This is a genomic window from Dysgonomonas sp. HDW5A (genome assembly GCF_011299555.1).
In the GTDB taxonomy this organism is placed as follows: domain Bacteria; phylum Bacteroidota; class Bacteroidia; order Bacteroidales; family Dysgonomonadaceae; genus Dysgonomonas_A.
Genome location: NZ_CP049857.1, coordinates 356,073 through 374,251, shown reverse-complemented (window position 1 = coordinate 374,251; position 18,179 = coordinate 356,073). Strand labels below are relative to the sequence as shown.

Genomic DNA, 18,179 nt, shown 5'->3' with positions numbered 1-18,179 from the left:
ATTGTGTTGAATTTTATATTTTACCATTGAATAGGTGTCAGACCTTTCGATGTTAGATAGTCATTGATTTGGCTAAACTGCTTATTCCCGAAAAAGCCTCTGTGTGCCGATAGGGGAGAAGGGTGTACCGATTTTAAAATGAGGTGTTTATTACTGTCGATAAACGCCGCTTTCTTTTGAGCATATGATCCCCATAATAGAAATACAATATTTTCTCTCTCATCTGCCAGTTTCTTAATGGCTGCATCAGTAAAATTCTCCCATCCTTTGTTTTGGTGCGAGCCTGCCTGATGAGCTTGTACTGTCAATGTAGCATTGAGTAGCAGAACTCCCTGATCTGCCCACCGTGTCAGATTTCCCGATTGGGGAATCGGAATACCTAAATCGCTATTTATTTCTTTGAATATATTAATCAATGAAGGAGGAAATTGTATACCATCATTAACCGAAAACGAGAGCCCATGTGCCTGCCCGTCGTTATGGTATGGATCTTGCCCCAGAATTACGACTTTTACTTTATCAAAAGGAGTATGTTCGAAAGCATTGAAGATTAATTTAGCAGGAGGAAATATTTGTTTTGTTTGATACTCATTCCTTATGAAATTGGTGAGATTTATAAAATAATCCTTTTCAAACTCGTTTTGTAATTGTTTTTTCCAAGACTCTTCAATTTTAACATCCATAGTTGTGTGATATTTTTGATGACTTTGACAAAGATATAAATAATAGGATAAATATAAACTAGGCTTTTATGTCAATAATGGGTGTCAATAATTAATTTAGTGTGTTTAAAAAGATAGAATCCTGTAAATAGTAAATCGAATTCTAAATATTTTTATACTTTTGCAAACGAATTGCATAATGGTCCCGTAGTTTAATGGATAAAACGTAGGATTCCGGTTCCTATGATGGGGGTTCGATTCCCTTCGGGATCACATTTGAAACAAAAGAAGAGAGGCTTTACAATTGTAAAGCCTCTCTTCTTTTGTTTATGTAATATACTTAGTTATTGAATTGCACCTTCATTAGCAGTAGTAGGCCAATACGGATTCTGATATATCGGTGAACTGTCTACAGAGCCATTTGCCGTAATAAGAAAATGCTGTATGGCTATCGGATAAAGATAATGCGCCATTGCCCACTTACATCCACCTTGTTTTAAAACTAAAGAGTTCGGATTTATTTCCTGAGGTCTTAGGTAAATACTTTGGTCGGGAGCACTCACATTGGCATCTACCACTCCATATTTCAGAATTGAAACACCTTTGTCGTCCACATACCAAGCTTTCATAGGTCCCCAGAGCTTCATACCTTCGAGGTGATAAGGTTTGATAATTAATTGATCTAACGATCTCCATCTCCTTAAATCAGCCATTCTTAGTCCTTCAGCCATCAGTTCAGAGCGGCGTTCTCTTCGAATATTGTAAAGAGTAGGCGAAATAAGCTGTCCGGCAGAATATGCACCCCAATCGTTAAGGGCTTCTTTACTCATATCGGTAGCTGCAATGGTTGCATTGAAGTCATTGTTAACCTTGGCACGGTCTCTTAGATTTTTCCAATATTGAGTAGCAGTTCCATCGAGAGAGCTATTTTTTTCATAATTGGCTTCAATATAATTTAAACAAGCTTCAGCCGATCTGAATACAATAGATCCGGTATAACACCCACCGTTATCGGTCAATTGAGCACCATCGAAAGTTCCGCCCTTCCGAATAGCATAGCCTGTACCATAGCCAACTTCGGCATTAGATGAGGTAATATTGGGGTAAGCTTCAACTGGATTGGCACGACCTGCATTTTCGGTATTGAATAATAAGTTCTTTTGTTTTGGTTCTTTTAAAAATAACCATAAACGTCCATCCCTGTTTTTTCTAACATCAGCAATGTAATTGTCGCCTGCATATCTTGCAGGATCCGCATATATAGGCTTTCCGTTATCCAAAAGGAAATTGTCTACATACCCTCTTGTTAAACCATTTACATATCCGCCTGTCTGTGCAGCAATGGGCACATTATGTGTGATACCTAGTCCCCTGTCGTATTGTTTCCATAGAATAACTTCCGAATAACCTTTCAAATCTGTAGCAGCAAACATATTGAGGTATGGGTTTTCGGGGTCGGATACTGTTTGTTGAAGAATCCCGTTGTTATTTACCAGAGGAAATCTATCAGCTACAATCTTAGACGCATCCATACATTGCTGAAAAAAGTTATTCATTACCTCACTGTAATTGGCAATAGTATAGTTCTTGTTATACTCTTTTGAAGCACCGGGCCAGCCCGATCCTCCCGGCACGAATGCAGTTCCTTGGAAATACTTCATCCATGTACCTTCATATAAGGCAACTCTCGATTTAAGCATATAGGCGGCATATTTCGATATACGGTTTTTTCTACCTCCATCGGGGTCGTCTTTCAATAAAGAAATGGCTTTATCTAAGTCAGCAAGAATAAATTTAGCAACTTCTGTGCGGGGTTGTCTTTTACTAGCCTCAATAAGTGGGTTCATTTCGTTGGGAAGAGGTTCGGTTACAATCGGAAAATCGCCGACCCTTTGTAATTTCTTGAAATATTCAAATGCCCTGAAGAAATAAACTTCTCCAAAAGATTGATCTATATTTGCCCTCGTTCCAGTTATTTTGCCTGCATCGAGTTTTTCTTGTGCATATTTCAAAAAGTAATTACACTTGTAGATAAATTCAAATGCCCATTCACCTCCGGTCTGATCGACTCTCCATTCTCCGGGGATAAAGTGGTTAGCCGAAGTTTTATTATTCATATTATCGGTATTGTTATCAAGTCCGAATGTACCGAAGCTCCAGTTGCCATGTACATCAAATTCCTGATCGTTTCCGTTGTTCCATTTATTACGGGGAGCGTACAGGTTATTGACATATGACTCGAGTTGCGATTCGGACTCGAAAAATATTTCGGGTGGAATGGTCGACATGGGAGTCTGGTTCAGGTCGTCGGTACAAGCAAAAAATAATGTAGATACAATTATACCGGCACAAAGCTTTGTTATATAGTTATACAGTTTCATGAGTAATCAAATTAAAAATTAATATTCAAACCAAATGCTAACACTTTAGATAAGGGGTATACATTTCCACTATTGCCCCATCCTCCATCAACTGTTTCGGGATCGAACATCTCTGCCATATCTGTTTTTGTCCATAAGTTTTCGCCCGAAACATATACTCTGAGTTTTGCAATATGAAGTTTCTTTGACATATTACTTGGTAGTGTATAGCCCAATTGGAGATTCTTTAAGCGTATATACGAAGCGTCTTGTAAGTAGCCGGTTTGTCTTTTTGTATTTTTACTCGAATTAAACAGTGGTCTTGGATAATACGAATTGAGGTTTACATCATTTACCCCGTTTACTACCGAGTTGGTATTTTCGTCTCTGAAATAGTCCTGATGTTGTGTAAATCCAGTTGACCACCACATACCGCTACCACCTGTATCTGTTTGTTTATCTCCTCCACCGTAAGCACCCCAGAAGAAATAGTTACCATTCCAAAAATCACGCTTTAAGATTCCCTGAAAGAATGCTCTCATATCGAAACCTTTCCAGTCTGCTGTAAATTCGAATCCAAACTGATAACGAGGGGTTGTATTTCCAATAACTTTAAGATCCCCGTGGTCTTCCAACGTATTACTGCCATTATTGATTTTACCATCACCATTGAGGTCTTTATACATAATATCACCTGCTCCCCACTGATTGCCAAGAGCATCTTGTCCACCTTTAGGAAGAGTAGCCAAATGTGCATCCATTTCAGCTTGGGTTTTAGCTATTCCTATCGTTTCATACCCCCACAATTCGCCCATCTTACGTCCGGCATTATATGTTCCCAGACTACCTGTGAGATTCGGATATCTTTTGATCTTGGTCTGATAATCGGCCAATGTAAATCTTATACCATAACCTAATCCGTTGTTTAGCCGGTCTTGCCATGAAATTAAGAGTTCAAATCCTTTGTCTTCTAAATCTGTGTTGTTGGCTTTGGGTACACCAACACCCAGAATGGCAGGTCTTTCGGGTGCAGGACCTAACATATCTCTAGTTTCGCGGACGAAATAATCAAAAGATCCGGTTAATCTGTTATTAAATAATCCAAAATCGAGACCGATGTTTGTTGTTCTAATCTTCTCCCATGTAAGATCTTGGTTAATAAGAGTAAACGGTGCCCATGATACGTTAGGCTTAATTCCATTTTGCATCCATGCACCTTCCGAAGCTTTTACTGTCATGGCAGCATAAGTAGGATACCAGTTATCGGTATTCTGATTAGCCAGTTGACCGTATGATCCTCTTATTTTTAATGTTCCCACAACATCCTGTAATGGTTTCCAGAAATTTTCTTGAGCTATATTCCATCCTAAAGAAAATGATGGAGACCAAACCCAACGGTTACCGCTTCTATATCTCGAAGAACCGTCATTTCTTAAATTAAATTCAGTTAAATATCGACCTTGATAATCATAATTGATACGGGTAAAATATCCGAAAGTGCTCCAACGTTGCCTTGATCCGTTCACCGAAGGTACCACAGGTCTGCCGTCGTAGTCCGTTCCGCTGGTTCCATCTATTTCGTTAATTCCCGGTACTAAGATCCCATCTCTTTGCAGTCCGAATTTAGTTTGTTTCATCTTTTCTGACTGAACACCTAGCATACCTTTGAAATTATGATTCTTGTTCAGCGTATAAGTATATTCGGTATATAGATTAACTCCCATTTGATTTTCTTTCAAATGATCTTCATGCACATTGGAGTTTTTCGACCAAACAAATGGATTACCCTCAACGTCATGCATATAAGTTACCTGCTTATCCCAATGGCGGTTTGCATTTTTTATAGAGTAATTTATTTCTGCAAAAGTTTTCCAATTTTTAATTGGTTCAAATACAAATTGGATTTGTTGGTAAAGGTTATCGGTTTCTGTTTTGTCGTTTCCTTCATCTCTCAAAGCTAAAGCCGTTCTCTGCATTAAAAATCCATTCGGATCATATAACGGTAGGGTAGGCCACGACTGACGCCCTAAATCTCCGAATAGGTTATCGGTCATTGCTGATGGACGATTATATTTATCGCGGATAAATCGGTTGCTATAATTAACTCTAGCCCAGGTAGCAGCATCGAATCCAACCTTTGCTGTGGCTGCATATCTGTCGTAAGTATCCTGATTGAATCGCATAAGCCCATCTTGTGCCAATATATTGAACGATGTGTAATAGGTTACTTTCTCGTTACCGCCACTGATACTCAGATTATGTTCCTGTCCCATAGATCGGGAGCGGAAAATTTCTTTGTAATAATCTCTATTGTCATTACCACCTGTGTTATTTACTCCATTCGGGTCAAAACCTTCTTCCCATCGGTTGTTATTCCTGTTTTGCACCGTCGATGTTGTTATTTCCCCTTTTTGAAATGCTAAAATATTTGCAAGCCATGCATCTCCAAAATGAGCGGTGCCTCCACCATTTAAGGCTGCATCATTAAAATAATTTGCAAATGTATAGGAATCCATCATTTGGGGAAGCAGAAGAGGTTTGTTCCATCGGAAGCTGTTGTTGTAGTTTACAGAAGTCTTTCCTATAGTTCCCTTTTTTGTGGTAATCAGTATAACTCCGAAAGGAGCTCTTGATCCATAAATTGAGGACGAAGATGCATCTTTCAGAATCGAAATATTCTCGATGTCCTGAGGATTAAGCGCATTAATATCGCCTTCCATACCATCAATTAATATTAAAGGTGAGTTTGTCGAACCGTCTGCAATAGTACCTGTACCACGTATGTTGATCTTTGCACGTGATTCTAAACTACCATTGTTTTGAGATATATTTAATCCCGGCACAAGTCCTTGCAGAGCCTGTGTTGCAAGCATTACCGGACGATCCTGAATATCCTTGGCATTAGCTATACCTACCGCTCCTGTCAGGTTTACCTTTTTTTGTGTTCCGAAACCTACCACTACCACCTCGTCCAGTAATTGTGTATCTTCGGATAATTTGATATTCAAATTACTTTGATTACCCACCTTTACGGTTTGTGTAATATACCCCATATAGATAACCCTTAAAGTAGAGTTTGTTGGTGTTTTCAATGAAAATCTACCATCTATATCAGTTACGGTACCTGTACTAGTACCTTCTAAAGTAACCGAAACACCAATCAGAGGTTCTCCGGTCTTAGAATCGGTGACCAGTCCTGTGATGCTTTTTTCCTGAGCAAATAAAGTCAGAGGAATAATGAGCATAAGTGTAAAAATGAAGGCAAAACGGTGCAGTATTTTCGCTTTATGCCTTCTTCGTAAAGTTACATGATTGTTCTTTTTCATAATGGAATTAGATATTTGTAATATTTTACTTATTAAGATAAGGTAAAGCAAAGATGAGTATATCTGAATGAGGCAACGGTGAGAAATAGGTCAAATAGGGGCTAAAATTAATTCATTGTCAAAAAAACTTATAAAATGTTATTAATTCTGTAATTTGAATCTTGCTTTTTACTGTTAATGGATGGGGTTGTCACAAAAAAAGGTTTCGAGAATTTAATTCTCGAAACCTTTTGGGCACTATTTAAGGAAGTTTATTTAGAAATTAATCTCTTACACACCGGACTAAACATCCTAGCGTACTAGCTACAGGAAATATAATGTATGTTCCACTGGCTATACTCATTATCTCGGTTGTACCCCCAAGAGGGTTAACATCACTGCCCCAATAATAACTGTTGAAACCTGCATCGGTTAATGTTCCGGTTGCATCTCTCCGACCTCCGGCGGGAAAGAATAACCCGTTACCCGGATCTTCAAAAGTCGCATCATTAGCCTCCTCTTGTGTTGGGGCAAACCATACTCCGGGATAATCATAATCTGCCGATATTATTCGCCAACTTCTGCCCGTAGAGTTGATCAACGCCTGAAGTTCGTCTCTTGTAGGAACTCTCCATCCTGTGGGGCATGGATCGTTTGCTTCTTCCCATAAGAATCCTGCTGCACCGGTAGAGGGCCATCCGGTAACTGTACCTGTGCTAGCCCATGCTGTATTGCGATTCCATTGATAAAATTTACCGATGCTTGTTTGGCTAGCAAAGGTATATGGCAAGTCTACATTTGTTTCAGCCCATATTACTCCGCCCGGTCCGGGTGCCGGACCTACTTTTACGGCTTTCTGAATGACGGTGATAAGTAACTTCAATGCAGCCCCTTGGAGTAGAATATATCTTACTCTGTCAGTAGAATCTGCGCGGTTTACTTGAGTTGCAGTTACTAATATAGATGATCCGTCAGAGGCTTTATCTACCTGAAAATAGTCATCACTTAAACTCGATGACGGTGAGCCTTCGGGTAATCCTGTTCTATCAGCCCAAGTCATGTTGTAATTAGACAGGCTGGTCTGTATCAGAATATTGTAGGATGAGTTTGCTTCTCCCGGCAAGGTTATATATGATTCTGACACTCCTAAATAATTGTTTAAATCGAACACCATATGCTTAACATAATCGCTCCATAATACAACCCGTGCCTCCATCGAAGAAGATATATTGTTTGCAGCATCTTGAGGTGTTGAATATCCTTCACTTAAAACCGAAGTTATAGTAAATTCGTACCGATGATTACGTAAAATCTGCCCAAATGAATGCCCTGATATCCCCGGATTCAGATCCAGTCTGTAGTATGTGATTGTATTACTTCCTCCGTAATACCCTCCAACTATAATACAGGTAGCATCATTTACCAGATCACCGGATGCAGGAGTTGTAGATTCGGGTAAATATAATTGAGCAACCGACGATTCGGGTAGAGTTGCTATTGCTGATGTATTGATATTATAGGAAGTACCTACAGGTACACTCGGCTCTGTAACACTTGGTGTTGTGGTAGGGTTGTCAGGTATAAGTTGCATATTATTTGCAACACGGAAAGCTTGTATGCTGGCCAATTGGAAATTGGACGAAACAGCATTGGCTATAACATCTACCCGAGCCACAGCACGAAGCATTCTTATGCCGGTAATTGTATTGTCATCTGTTGCCGATAAACCTGATGGAAACGAATAACTTCCCCACATCGATAGGTTTCCGTTTATTGGATTTGCTGAAATCGATTTAGTTAATCGATCCTTTACCGTTGATATATTATCACCTACCTGAGGCTCATTTGTATCTAATTCGGTATCGGAATTGGCTATAATGTATATGGTTGTTGGTTGATCGCTTGATAATAAACGGGCTTTGAAGGTTGCACTATAAGTACCGCTGTTAGTAATACCTGTTCCTGTTACACGATACTGGTAAAGATCATTTTCGAAGACTAGTATTTGTACTTGATTTATTGTGCTTTCTGAATCAGTTTGACCTGATTTCAATATGTTTTTAGGAGGTGTGGCGTCAGTTGTAATAACGCTGAACTGTAAATAGGTGTCTGTTGAGTTCCCATTGTTTTTATTGGTTATATCCTCAGAACAGCCACATAATAAAGCGACAATTATAAATAAAAATAATTGTTGACTGTAGTGGTTTATATTTTGTAGAGATATTCTCTTCGTTTTCATATTGATTAGCTGTTATCTGCTTAATTATGTTCCAAGGTGATATATCTTAAGGAGTATACGAACCCGGTCGGCTTCTATTAATACATATCTTAAAACAGTGCTTGGTGAAGGATTGTTTGCCACAGCATTAACTGCAATAAGATTGCGTGTCTTAAGTACTCGTATTACTCCGTCATTAAGAACATCTGCTGGTTCTCCCAAAGGATTTCCTGCTGCGTCCGACCAACGTATTGTATAAATTGGTACATTAGTTGCAACCAATGAAAAACCGCTTGCATTTGGAGTAGCAATGCTTGGTATTGTTATTTCACGTGTTGATATTTGGAAGTAGTAAGTGTTTCCTCCTAGCCCTACGTTCGCACCTACATCCTCCCAATCCTGAATGGCAGCCTGAATATTAGTTGATCTATTTCTGGCAGCTTCTTCGGGAGTAGGCCATCCGGCAGCTGTAATATCAATAACATTGAATGTATAATGGTGGTTTCTCAAGATTTGCCCCAAAGGATAACCTGCAATGTCTGGAGCAAAATCCAGCCGGTAATAAGTAATATCATCGCTGTTATTATATCTGCCGCCCACAACAACACAAGTAGCATCCGATGTTTGATTGGCAACAGAAGGAGCTGCCGATTCTGGCAAATACAACTGAGATTCTGATGTATTATTAGCTATAATAATAGGATTCGTATTTATGGTTGTTGTACTGGTTGAGGGTATACTTGGTTCGGAAACAAGTAACGGGTTAGAGTAAGCATTAGGAGTAATTTGGAATTGGCTGTTAACCCTAAATGCCTGAATGCTCGTCATACTGAAAGAGCTTTCTACGTCTTCCACACTTATATCAACCCTTGCTATGGCTCTTAATATCTTCAGTTGTATAATATTATTATTGAGAGAACTTGATATTCCTGAGGGAAGAAGATATTCGCACCATATGGGAAAATTGGCACTAATGCCTGTTGATGAAAATGATTGTATTATTTTTTGTTTTACCTGTGCTTCGGTTTCACCCACGAGTGGTGTATTATTTGAGATTGCATTATCAGAGTTTGCGATAATGTATATTTTTACCGGATTAGTTACTGTGTAAAGTGTTATATCGAACGAGGTTGTTAAGGAGTCTACCGCATTAAGAGATGCTGCAGGTACACTATAGCTGTATTTATAGCCATCTCCATTGTCTATAAATATTAAAGTTTGTATCTCTGTTATTTGACTTTCCTCCGATGTTTGTTTCAGAAAAGATAAATTATTAGCATAAAATTGAACTTTTACATTGCTAAGATTAGTATCTATAGTTGTATCATCTTCGCTACACGAACTCAATATGCCCGCTAGTATAGCCAATATAGAAGAGACTAAGAGTAAGAGTCTTACCTTAGAAACAGTTCCTGACCTATATTGACTGATTGATATCATTGATGCTCAATAATTTATTTTAGTTATATATTTATGTGTTACCATTCGAACCAATGGTATATGTCTTCCCAGTCTGTTACTACGATATTTACATTTAAAGATGCCCTTAAGTCTATCAATACATTTGTCGTAACTCCTACTATGGGGACTATATTACTACCATCTTTGTTGTTGGTTTCTGCTGTAGCAATTAAGTTTTCGCCATTATATATTAAGATTGTCAGCCGACCGCCTTCGGGTAGAGGATACAGCGAAAAAGGCGATGAGATAAATTGTGTGCCGGAGGTATTAAACTCTCCATTTTGTTTGTATCTGATAGAATCGCCAACCAATTCCCCCTTAAAACTATAAGTGTCTTTGGATGCACCTTTAATGATAAAGTAATAATTATTGGGGTTTTGAAACTCCAAACCTTTTACCATTATATTGAGAAGGGCTGTTTTTCGTTGTATAGTTATGCTATCTTCTATCGTAATATCCGAACTGGCATTACTATTATTTTTTATATTGAGTATACCTTGAAATAAATCATCCGGATTTAAGGCGTAACCCTCTGCACTTCTTTTTAGTTGAACAAATGCCTGATCTATAGAGGTGCCATTTGTTAAAGAATCAACTTGTTGGTTACCATTCAGATTACTCCATACTACAACCGTGAAGTTACTTGTTCCTTTGTGAAATATCTTTAGAGGAACTTTATTCTTAATGTCTTCACTTGTAACCGATATCTGTTCTATAAATCGTTGATTTCTGTCAAAAATATATACTTCCGCAGCTCCGGCTTCTCCGCTTGAGGTTATATCAACCCCTGTAGCATCAACAGCTTTTATCTGTAGAAAAAGTGTCGTATTACAGTTTGGAAAATCATCTTTAATACAAGATGATAGGCATAGAGGTAATATCAACAGTAATATACTGTAGTTATATAAAGTGGTAATATGTGTGTATTTAGAGTATGACATTTTAGTTTGTCTTATGGAGCGTTTCTAGTTTTAATACAGTAGAGAGAACTAATTTTATGACTCTGTTCTCTCTACTTATATTCTAAAGAATTACCATTCTACACTTTGAGTAGGTACAACCACCCAATCTTGAGGCGTAATTGTTACAGTAAGTGTCGCCGGGTCGCTAGGCACCTCAGGATCAGGAGAGCCTGTTCCTAAACGGCGAAGAGTTATATCCAATGTATGTTGAGTATTGCGTGTGATAGCAGGAAGCCTGAAAGGGAAGTACATAACCTCACCATCATAAGTTCCTTCCAAAGTAAGTAATGTTCCATTGTCCTCATCACTATTTGCGTTGGCAAAAACATAAAAAAATCTTTCGTCGAAATCGGTTGAGCTAATAGTTTCATATAAGTAACTTCTGATATTAGGGCTCTGAACAGTCATCCCTTCGATTCCACTATAGAACGGAGTAGTAGTAATAACTGATGGTATGCCTACTGATGACAACGATTTAGCTTTAATTATAGCTACACCAGTAAGTGTAAATAACGCAGGATTTACTCCTGCAGCAGGATCAATGGTGATTTCTCCAAGTTTGATTTTGGCTACTATCCGGCTAATAGGAATAGTTATAGAATTTGTACCCACAGTAATAGACTGTAATGTTGCATCAGATTCACCACTCATAACCAAACCGTTATTCAAGCTGCTAGTCTGATCATCCAGATTGATATAGCTGGTTACTTCTGCAAGTTTACTGTAAGGGTCTCCTTCAACAAGATCAGGAAAGGATGCCGGAGTATTAGCTACGACTACTACTTTTTTTGCACCTGTAGTCAGATCTTCTATCAATAGAGATAGACCGGACAAAGTTGTAGATGTTTCAGTCTTCTCTAATCTATTATTTGCAAATATATATACTGTAAAAGAATGTATTGTATTCTCTTCGGCTTGAGTAGGCGCACCTACATTACGAGCAGAAGTACCTCCGGTTCCCGAAAGAGTAACAATAAGGGATGCTTTGGTTTTAGATCCCGTAGAATTCTCGTCATCGTTGTTGCTGCAAGCAGAGCACAATAGTGCTACAATGCTTGTTAATAGAAAAAATCTTTTCATTATTGGTCTTGTTTTAAATTATTATTCTCGTTGTTCTGTATTATCGAATTATATAGAGTTTCTTGATTTCTAACTGGTTTTGTATTTGATAATAATTTTTCCGCTTTATTGTATTTTCCTTGCATAATATATGAAGCAGCGGCATTTTTTCTGGTAATTGTATCATCGGGATATACATTGAGAGCTATTTCTAAGATTTCGGAAAATTCGGGACTTCCTTTACCGTAACTATCGGCTAATACAAAAAGTTCTCTTCTGCTTAGTTGATCAGGATGTTTCCTTATGATTTGTTTGCTTTCCTCTAAACTGAATGGAGGTAAAGTGTAGTTGATTACATAATTGACTCTTCGAAGCAGGGGGAAATATGTATTCAACATAAAACGATAGGGCTGACCTCCATCCAACTGCATTAATTTTTTCTCTCGGCCATCCAGTATTTCGGTATCATTTATTATTGCTAAAACCTCTTGCTTCTTGTCCATATTGCCACTCTGGATAAGAGTAACCAATCCATCCCAATCTTCACCGACCCAACTCACATCAAAAAGAGAATAAGGAAGACTGTATTTTTGCTGAATGTAGGTCTGTAATGATTTAGCTCGTTTTTCGGATAGCTGTTTATTGAAATTGGCAGTTCCTTCTATAGACGCAAATCCAATTATGGATATATCTTGTATAGATACATTTTTGTCACTTGTTAATTCCTCTAAGGTTGCATGTATTATAGCGAGTTCGGCTGCATTATCAGCAATAGAGGTATTTATGACGGATTTACCGACCTCAAATGTCAAATAAGCACTACCTTGCTTATACCTCTTTTTGATAGAGTCTGCCTCAGGTATGATAAAGGTGACTGCAGGTTCAATATTTTCCTGATTTAATGGTTCTATAGTCTCTAATGTCGGATTCTGAGCAACTAAGCGTTCATTTTTGCTGATAGCTTTACCACAACCCGGACAACTACTTTCTTGTATATATAGATCCGACTTCCTCATCCACTCATCCAAGTAAACTGCAGTTGAGTATGATATAATTTGATTTCCTTGTTTTGACTTTTTGATAACTTCAAGTCCTTTTTTATTGATATCATCTAAAGTCCCAAAAGCTTTTTGTCTTAAGTATACCTTATGGCGAATTTTGCCATTAATAAGTAATGGTTTTAGGTCTAACTCTCTATCGCTGTTTTTAATAACCGGAGTTATTACTAATTGCTCACGAGAAGATAACTGCAAATTAGAGAAGTTGAAATCAACGTCTATTCGTAAAGAATCACCTTCTTGTGTAAATTTCTTGACTTCGAAGCTTATATTATCATATTTCTCTTGGCTATAACCTGTATTATATCCATAAATAAGGAGAAATGCAAGGATGTATATGTGTCGGCTGATTGGCATGTTATGTCAGGTTATTTTATTAAATAAATAATACTAAGACCGATTTTGGTTGGACCAAAGTAATTTGATGATTTACTTTCTAATCGTTCTCCACAATCACAAGCCTCAAACTTGTCGTATTTTATATAATTGTACCCGAGTCCAATATTTGCCTCCAGATTCCATCGGGGACTGAGTATCCATTGATAGCCATATGAAATACCTCCTCCAACAAAGAAGCCTTGGTAACGATGGTCTCCGCTATCCGACCCAAATATGAAATTAGGAAGATCGATCCTGCCGATATTAAACTCACCACCTTGTGCGTGAATACCGAAAAAATGACCTTCAAATGTATCACACAGCCAATAGCGTAGTTCTGATTGTGCAGCCCAATGCTTGAATTTTTTATTATTTCCAAATTCCCAAGGATTATACCCTCCTGTTATATCTAATGTCAATTTTCGGCCGACAGCTACCTCAACACCTATATTGGGCGTTGTAGTTGCCCAGTAAAGAGCATTCGTTTTGAGTCCTATATTTTGAGAATATCCATTAGCCGCAAAGAGTATGATTACTGCCAAGATAAATGTCGACTTATGTACAAAGATTGATTTCATAAGAAAGAGGATGTATTCCCGTTATTATATGTTGTGCAATATTCTTTAGTGTTGAGTCCAAGAATTGTTCTGAAATAGTCTGATTGTTTATTTTATATAAAAACAAGTAGCTGTAACTTTTGTTCACATTGCAGAATGGGCAGTAATGTTTTAACTTGGTGTTTTACTGTGTTTACCTCTTATTAGTTATGGTTAGTTGATATATTTTTCACTGGTCTTATCTGCTTGAATAAATAATACTAAAAAAGCGACCTTTTGGTCGCTTTTTTAGTATAGTTGTAAGTTTAATTTATATGCCTTGGAAAACAAAAGGTTTTGAGGGCTTAAATTCTTTTACTGCATTTCCTACATAAGTTGCACCGCTAACAAGATCAAGCTTTAAAACCGGTGCATTTTTAGAGAAATCAATATTTTTTAAATCTACCCAGAAAATGTTTGGGTACAATGTCGATTCAAAATAGTAAACCCTGTTTTTTTGATCCGATACAGTTCTCCATCTTGTAGATGAGATATTAGGTTCGTTTGGTGTACTGATACCATAAGGTACCGAAACATTTCGAATAACGCTGAAAACACTTGCTACACTTATTCTTGTGTCTTCAACTTGAGGGATAGCATTGATATAATAAGATGCTCTTACAAATCTGTCAGCTGCACGATTTGTTCCCGGTAACATAGTTGTACCTCCAATGTTTTCCCAATATTTATTCAATGCAAGTTGTTGTTCAAATATAGGAGAGTTTGTCATTACCTGATAAGATCTGTCGTGATGTATTACCAATTTACCTTTAATGTATTCAAATATGGCATTATCTCCGGTTACATCAGATATTGCCAAATGCAATGTAGCCATTCTGTCTTGGTTGGGCATATTATCCGAAATAACTACAAAATCTTCTTTTTCCAAAGCAGCAACAGCTTCGTTAACAGTCGCAAAATTATCAAGTACGTACTGTACCCATGCTGCTATCGTTAAACCGGGTTTCTTCTGATCCCATACTGTATACTCAGATTCGGCTAGCCAAAGAAGATTAGCAACTAAACCCTTTTCATTCATTCCATCCGTACTGGATATATCGTATGCAGATGCAATAATGCTTCCATATTTCGATTGCCATTTTAAAGAGTTGGGTCCAACTTCACCGTTCCGCTCCATTCCTCTAGGGAATATCCATAAGTTACTCATAATATCTTCTTTCCAGTCCATAGATCGGGCTGTTAAGATGGTATTGTTAGGTCCCTGGTATACTACACGGGTACATGCTTCTGTTTTTTCTGATAAGAAACTGATGAGCATAGCCATCACTAAAAGATAAAGTCCTTTTTTCATCTTAATAGATAATTTAAATGAATTAATGTTGGTATTGATAACAATGAAAAAGTTAAGATAGTTCAGCCTAATTTTAAAGATACAATGAAATTCTTTTTCTTTTAATGAATCTTATCTTATTTTGTTTGTTTTATATTTCTGATTGTAAGTTTGTTAGTTCTGTTTTTGGCTTCTTTAACTTAATATCCTATAATAATATATTTAATCTGGTGTTTTGGCTGAGTAATGAGTTACATTTACATCTTTACCAAACTATATAATATTATGGGAGAGAAACGTTTTAAAAGAGAAGAAAAGAAACCTAAGCAGGTTAAGCCAAAAGTTATAGCTGCACAACCCTCCGTGAAAGAAGAGGATAAGAAAAAAAAGAGTTACTAATGAATTTAAAGGCGAGTTTTACTCGCTTTTTTTATTTCCCTATACTCTTTATGTATAAATATGTAATTTGAATGTATAAATATAAATTTAGTTTTTCTAATTAAATTAAAATTTATATCTTTGAGAATGCTATAAAACCGAATTGAAGATTAACTAAAAGATATATAAAAGATGGTTTTTGATATTAAAATGATTCAAAATATATATGAGTCATTACCTCAAAGGATATTACAGGCGAAAGAAGAATTAAAAAGATCTCTGACGCTTACCGAGAAAATATTATATGCCCACCTGTCAAAAGATGAGCCTATTAAAGACTATAAAAGAGGCGAAGATTACGTTAACTTTGCCCCCGATCGTGTAGCTATGCAGGATGCAACAGCACAAATGGCACTTTTACAGCTGATGAACTCGGGTCGTAAAAGGGTTGCAGTACCATCTACCGTACATTGTGATCACTTGATTCAAGCCTATAAATCGGCTAAAGAAGATTTAAATACTGCTGAAATTACCAATAAAGAAGTATACGATTTCCTAAGCGTTGTATCCAATAAATTTGGAATAGGCTTTTGGAAACCCGGTGCAGGGATTATACATCAGGTTGTACTGGAGAATTATGCATTTCCCGGAGGAATGATGATTGGTACAGATTCGCATACACCCAATGCCGGAGGATTAGGTATGATCGCCATTGGAGTAGGAGGAGCAGATGCTGTCGACGTAATGGCAGGTATGCCTTGGGAGTTGAAAATGCCCAAAATTATCGGCGTAAAACTAACGGGTAAACTATCCGGTTGGGCTTCGGCTAAAGATGTAATTTTGAAACTGGCAGGTATCCTTACCGTAAAAGGAGGTACAAATGCCATTATAGAATATTTTGGAGAAGGTGTATATTCACTTTCAGCAACGGGAAAGGCAACTATTTGTAACATGGGTGCTGAAGTAGGAGCAACTACTTCTATTTTTCCATACGATGAGAAATCGGCTGAATATCTTATTGCCACCGATCGAGAAGAAATTGTAGAGGTAATAAATTCAGTAAAGGAGCATTTAAAAGCAGATGCTGAGGTTGAAAATAATCCTGAGAAATATTACGATCGTGTAATTGAAATCAACCTGTCAGATTTAGAACCCTATATTAATGGACCATTTACTCCTGATGCAGCACATCCTATTTCGGAGTTTGCAAAAGTGGTAAAAGAAAAAGGATATCCTCAAACAATGGAGGTAGGCTTAATAGGCTCTTGTACCAACTCTTCGTATGAAGATATGTCGAGAGCAGCTTCTATTGTAAAAGATGCAAAATCGAAAGATGTATCGGTTAAAGCACAATTTATTATCAATCCGGGATCGGAGCAAGTACGTTTTACAGCAGAAAGAGATGGTATATTGACTGAATTCGAAGAAGTGGGAGCAACCATTATGGCAAATGCCTGTGGTCCTTGTATCGGGCAATGGAAGCGTGAAACAGAAAATCCGGAACGTCCAAATTCAATTGTGACATCGTTCAACCGAAATTTTGCGAAAAGAAATGACGGTAACCCAAATACGCACGCTTTTGTAGCTTCGCCCGAATTGGTGGCAGCACTTACAATTGCAGGAGATTTGTGTTTCAATCCGATGACGGATACTTTAACCAATGCTAAGGGAGAACAAGTAAAACTTCAAGAACCTGTAGGATTAGAATTACCTCAAAAAGGTTTTGGAGTAGAAGATTTAGGATATATCGAACCTGTATCGGAGGGTACTGTCGTTGAGGTTAAAATAGCACCCGATTCGCAACGCCTTCAAATATTACAACCGTTTGCAGTATGGGATGGTAAAGATATTATTGAACAACCCTTATTGATAAAGGCAAAAGGAAAATGTACTACCGACCATATATCTATGGCTGGACCTTGGTTACGTTTCCGTGGGCATCTCGATAATATATCGGATAATATGCTGATTGGGGCGGTAAATGCTTTCAATGATAAAACAAATTCGGTAAAGAATCCCCTAACCGGTGAATTTGAAGCTGTACCCCAATTAGCTCGAAACTTCAAGGCAAAAGGTTTGGGTTCGATTGTCGTTGCAGAGGAAAATTATGGAGAAGGCTCTTCTCGTGAACATGCAGCTATGGAACCACGTTTCTTGAATGTGAAAGCAATTATTGTAAAATCATTTGCACGTATTCACGAAACCAATTTGAAAAAGCAGGGTATGCTTGCTCTGACCTTTGTGAATAAAGAAGATTATGACAAGGTTCGTGAGGAAGACAAAATAAGCATCTTAGGTTTGACTGATTTTAAACCCGGAAAAAATCTGACTGTAAAATTGAGTCATAAAGATGGAACATCGGAAACGATTGAAGTTGCCCATACTTATAATCAACTTCAAATCGAATGGTTTAAGGCCGGAAGCGCTTTGAATTATATGAAAGGAGAATGA

The 18,179-nt window shown here is 37.6% G+C and carries 11 protein-coding genes and 1 tRNA gene; 2 read left to right on the top strand and 10 right to left on the bottom strand.

Features of this window, described 5'->3' with window-relative positions; genetic code table 11:
* Window positions 1-20: 20 nt before the first annotated feature.
* A complete protein-coding gene (gene ung / locus G7050_RS01475) occupies window positions 21-683 on the bottom strand; it encodes a uracil-DNA glycosylase (RefSeq protein WP_166110151.1) in 663 nt (220 codons plus the stop codon).
* A gap of 180 nt (window positions 684-863) precedes the next feature.
* Here ung and G7050_RS01470 point away from each other — a divergent pair.
* A tRNA-Arg gene (locus G7050_RS01470) sits at window positions 864-935 on the top strand.
* A 71-nt stretch (window positions 936-1,006) separates the two neighbouring features.
* Here the strand turns inward: G7050_RS01470 and G7050_RS01465 are convergent.
* The 9 genes from G7050_RS01465 to G7050_RS01425 form a co-directional block, all read right to left on the bottom strand.
* Window positions 1,007-3,043 (bottom strand): RagB/SusD family nutrient uptake outer membrane protein, encoded by a 2,037-nt coding sequence (locus G7050_RS01465; protein ID WP_166110148.1) that lies wholly within the window; start codon window positions 3,041-3,043, stop codon window positions 1,007-1,009.
* A gap of 11 nt (window positions 3,044-3,054) precedes the next feature.
* Window positions 3,055-6,348, bottom strand: a complete 3,294-nt coding sequence (locus G7050_RS01460) for a TonB-dependent receptor (RefSeq protein WP_166110145.1) — start codon at window positions 6,346-6,348, stop codon at window positions 3,055-3,057.
* Between the two features lie 262 nt (window positions 6,349-6,610).
* Window positions 6,611-8,566 carry an FISUMP domain-containing protein gene (locus G7050_RS01455; protein WP_166110142.1) on the bottom strand — a complete coding sequence of 652 codons (1,956 nt, stop codon included), beginning with the start codon at window positions 8,564-8,566 and terminating at the stop codon, window positions 6,611-6,613.
* A gap of 24 nt (window positions 8,567-8,590) precedes the next feature.
* The gene (locus G7050_RS01450; RefSeq protein WP_166110139.1) at window positions 8,591-9,985 is read right to left on the bottom strand and encodes a hypothetical protein; all 1,395 of its coding nucleotides are present in this window, start codon (window positions 9,983-9,985) and stop codon (window positions 8,591-8,593) included.
* Between the two features lie 38 nt (window positions 9,986-10,023).
* Window positions 10,024-10,947: a FimB/Mfa2 family fimbrial subunit gene (locus G7050_RS01445; protein WP_166110137.1), complete on the bottom strand. Its 924-nt coding sequence runs from the start codon at window positions 10,945-10,947 to the stop codon at window positions 10,024-10,026.
* A 90-nt stretch (window positions 10,948-11,037) separates the two neighbouring features.
* Window positions 11,038-12,048, bottom strand: coding sequence for a fimbrial protein (locus G7050_RS01440; RefSeq protein ID WP_166110134.1), 1,011 nt, complete (start codon window positions 12,046-12,048; stop codon window positions 11,038-11,040).
* Complete coding sequence (locus G7050_RS01435; protein WP_166110131.1) at window positions 12,048-13,442, bottom strand: DUF3868 domain-containing protein; 1,395 nt, start codon at window positions 13,440-13,442, stop codon at window positions 12,048-12,050. Before G7050_RS01435 ends, G7050_RS01440 begins: the two co-directional genes overlap by 1 nt.
* Before the next feature lie 11 nt (window positions 13,443-13,453).
* Window positions 13,454-14,041 carry a DUF3575 domain-containing protein gene (locus G7050_RS01430; protein WP_166110128.1) on the bottom strand — a complete coding sequence of 196 codons (588 nt, stop codon included), beginning with the start codon at window positions 14,039-14,041 and terminating at the stop codon, window positions 13,454-13,456.
* A gap of 289 nt (window positions 14,042-14,330) precedes the next feature.
* Window positions 14,331-15,344, bottom strand: coding sequence for a linear amide C-N hydrolase (locus G7050_RS01425; RefSeq protein ID WP_370521929.1), 1,014 nt, complete (start codon window positions 15,342-15,344; stop codon window positions 14,331-14,333).
* 576 nt (window positions 15,345-15,920) lie between these two features.
* Here G7050_RS01425 and G7050_RS01420 point away from each other — a divergent pair.
* Entirely contained in the window at window positions 15,921-18,179 is a 2,259-nt protein-coding gene (locus G7050_RS01420) for an aconitate hydratase (RefSeq protein ID WP_166110122.1), read from the top strand.

Excerpts from the sequence above, each read along its gene's own strand:
- G7050_RS01465 (WP_166110148.1), bottom strand. The coding sequence starts at position 3,043 with ATGAAACTGTATAACTATATAACAAAGCTTTGTGCCGGTATAATTGTA.
- G7050_RS01435 (WP_166110131.1), bottom strand. The coding sequence starts at position 13,442 with ATGCCAATCAGCCGACACATATACATCCTTGCATTTCTCCTTATTTAT.
- G7050_RS01455 (WP_166110142.1), bottom strand. The coding sequence starts at position 8,566 with ATGAAAACGAAGAGAATATCTCTACAAAATATAAACCACTACAGTCAA.
- G7050_RS01420 (WP_166110122.1), top strand. The coding sequence starts at position 15,921 with ATGGTTTTTGATATTAAAATGATTCAAAATATATATGAGTCATTACCT.
- ung (WP_166110151.1), bottom strand. The coding sequence starts at position 683 with ATGGATGTTAAAATTGAAGAGTCTTGGAAAAAACAATTACAAAACGAG.
- G7050_RS01460 (WP_166110145.1), bottom strand. The coding sequence starts at position 6,348 with ATGAAAAAGAACAATCATGTAACTTTACGAAGAAGGCATAAAGCGAAA.
- G7050_RS01440 (WP_166110134.1), bottom strand. The coding sequence starts at position 12,048 with ATGAAAAGATTTTTTCTATTAACAAGCATTGTAGCACTATTGTGCTCT.
- G7050_RS01430 (WP_166110128.1), bottom strand. The coding sequence starts at position 14,041 with ATGAAATCAATCTTTGTACATAAGTCGACATTTATCTTGGCAGTAATC.
- G7050_RS01445 (WP_166110137.1), bottom strand. The coding sequence starts at position 10,947 with ATGTCATACTCTAAATACACACATATTACCACTTTATATAACTACAGT.
- G7050_RS01425 (WP_370521929.1), bottom strand. The coding sequence starts at position 15,344 with ATGGCTATGCTCATCAGTTTCTTATCAGAAAAAACAGAAGCATGTACC.
- G7050_RS01450 (WP_166110139.1), bottom strand. The coding sequence starts at position 9,985 with ATGATATCAATCAGTCAATATAGGTCAGGAACTGTTTCTAAGGTAAGA.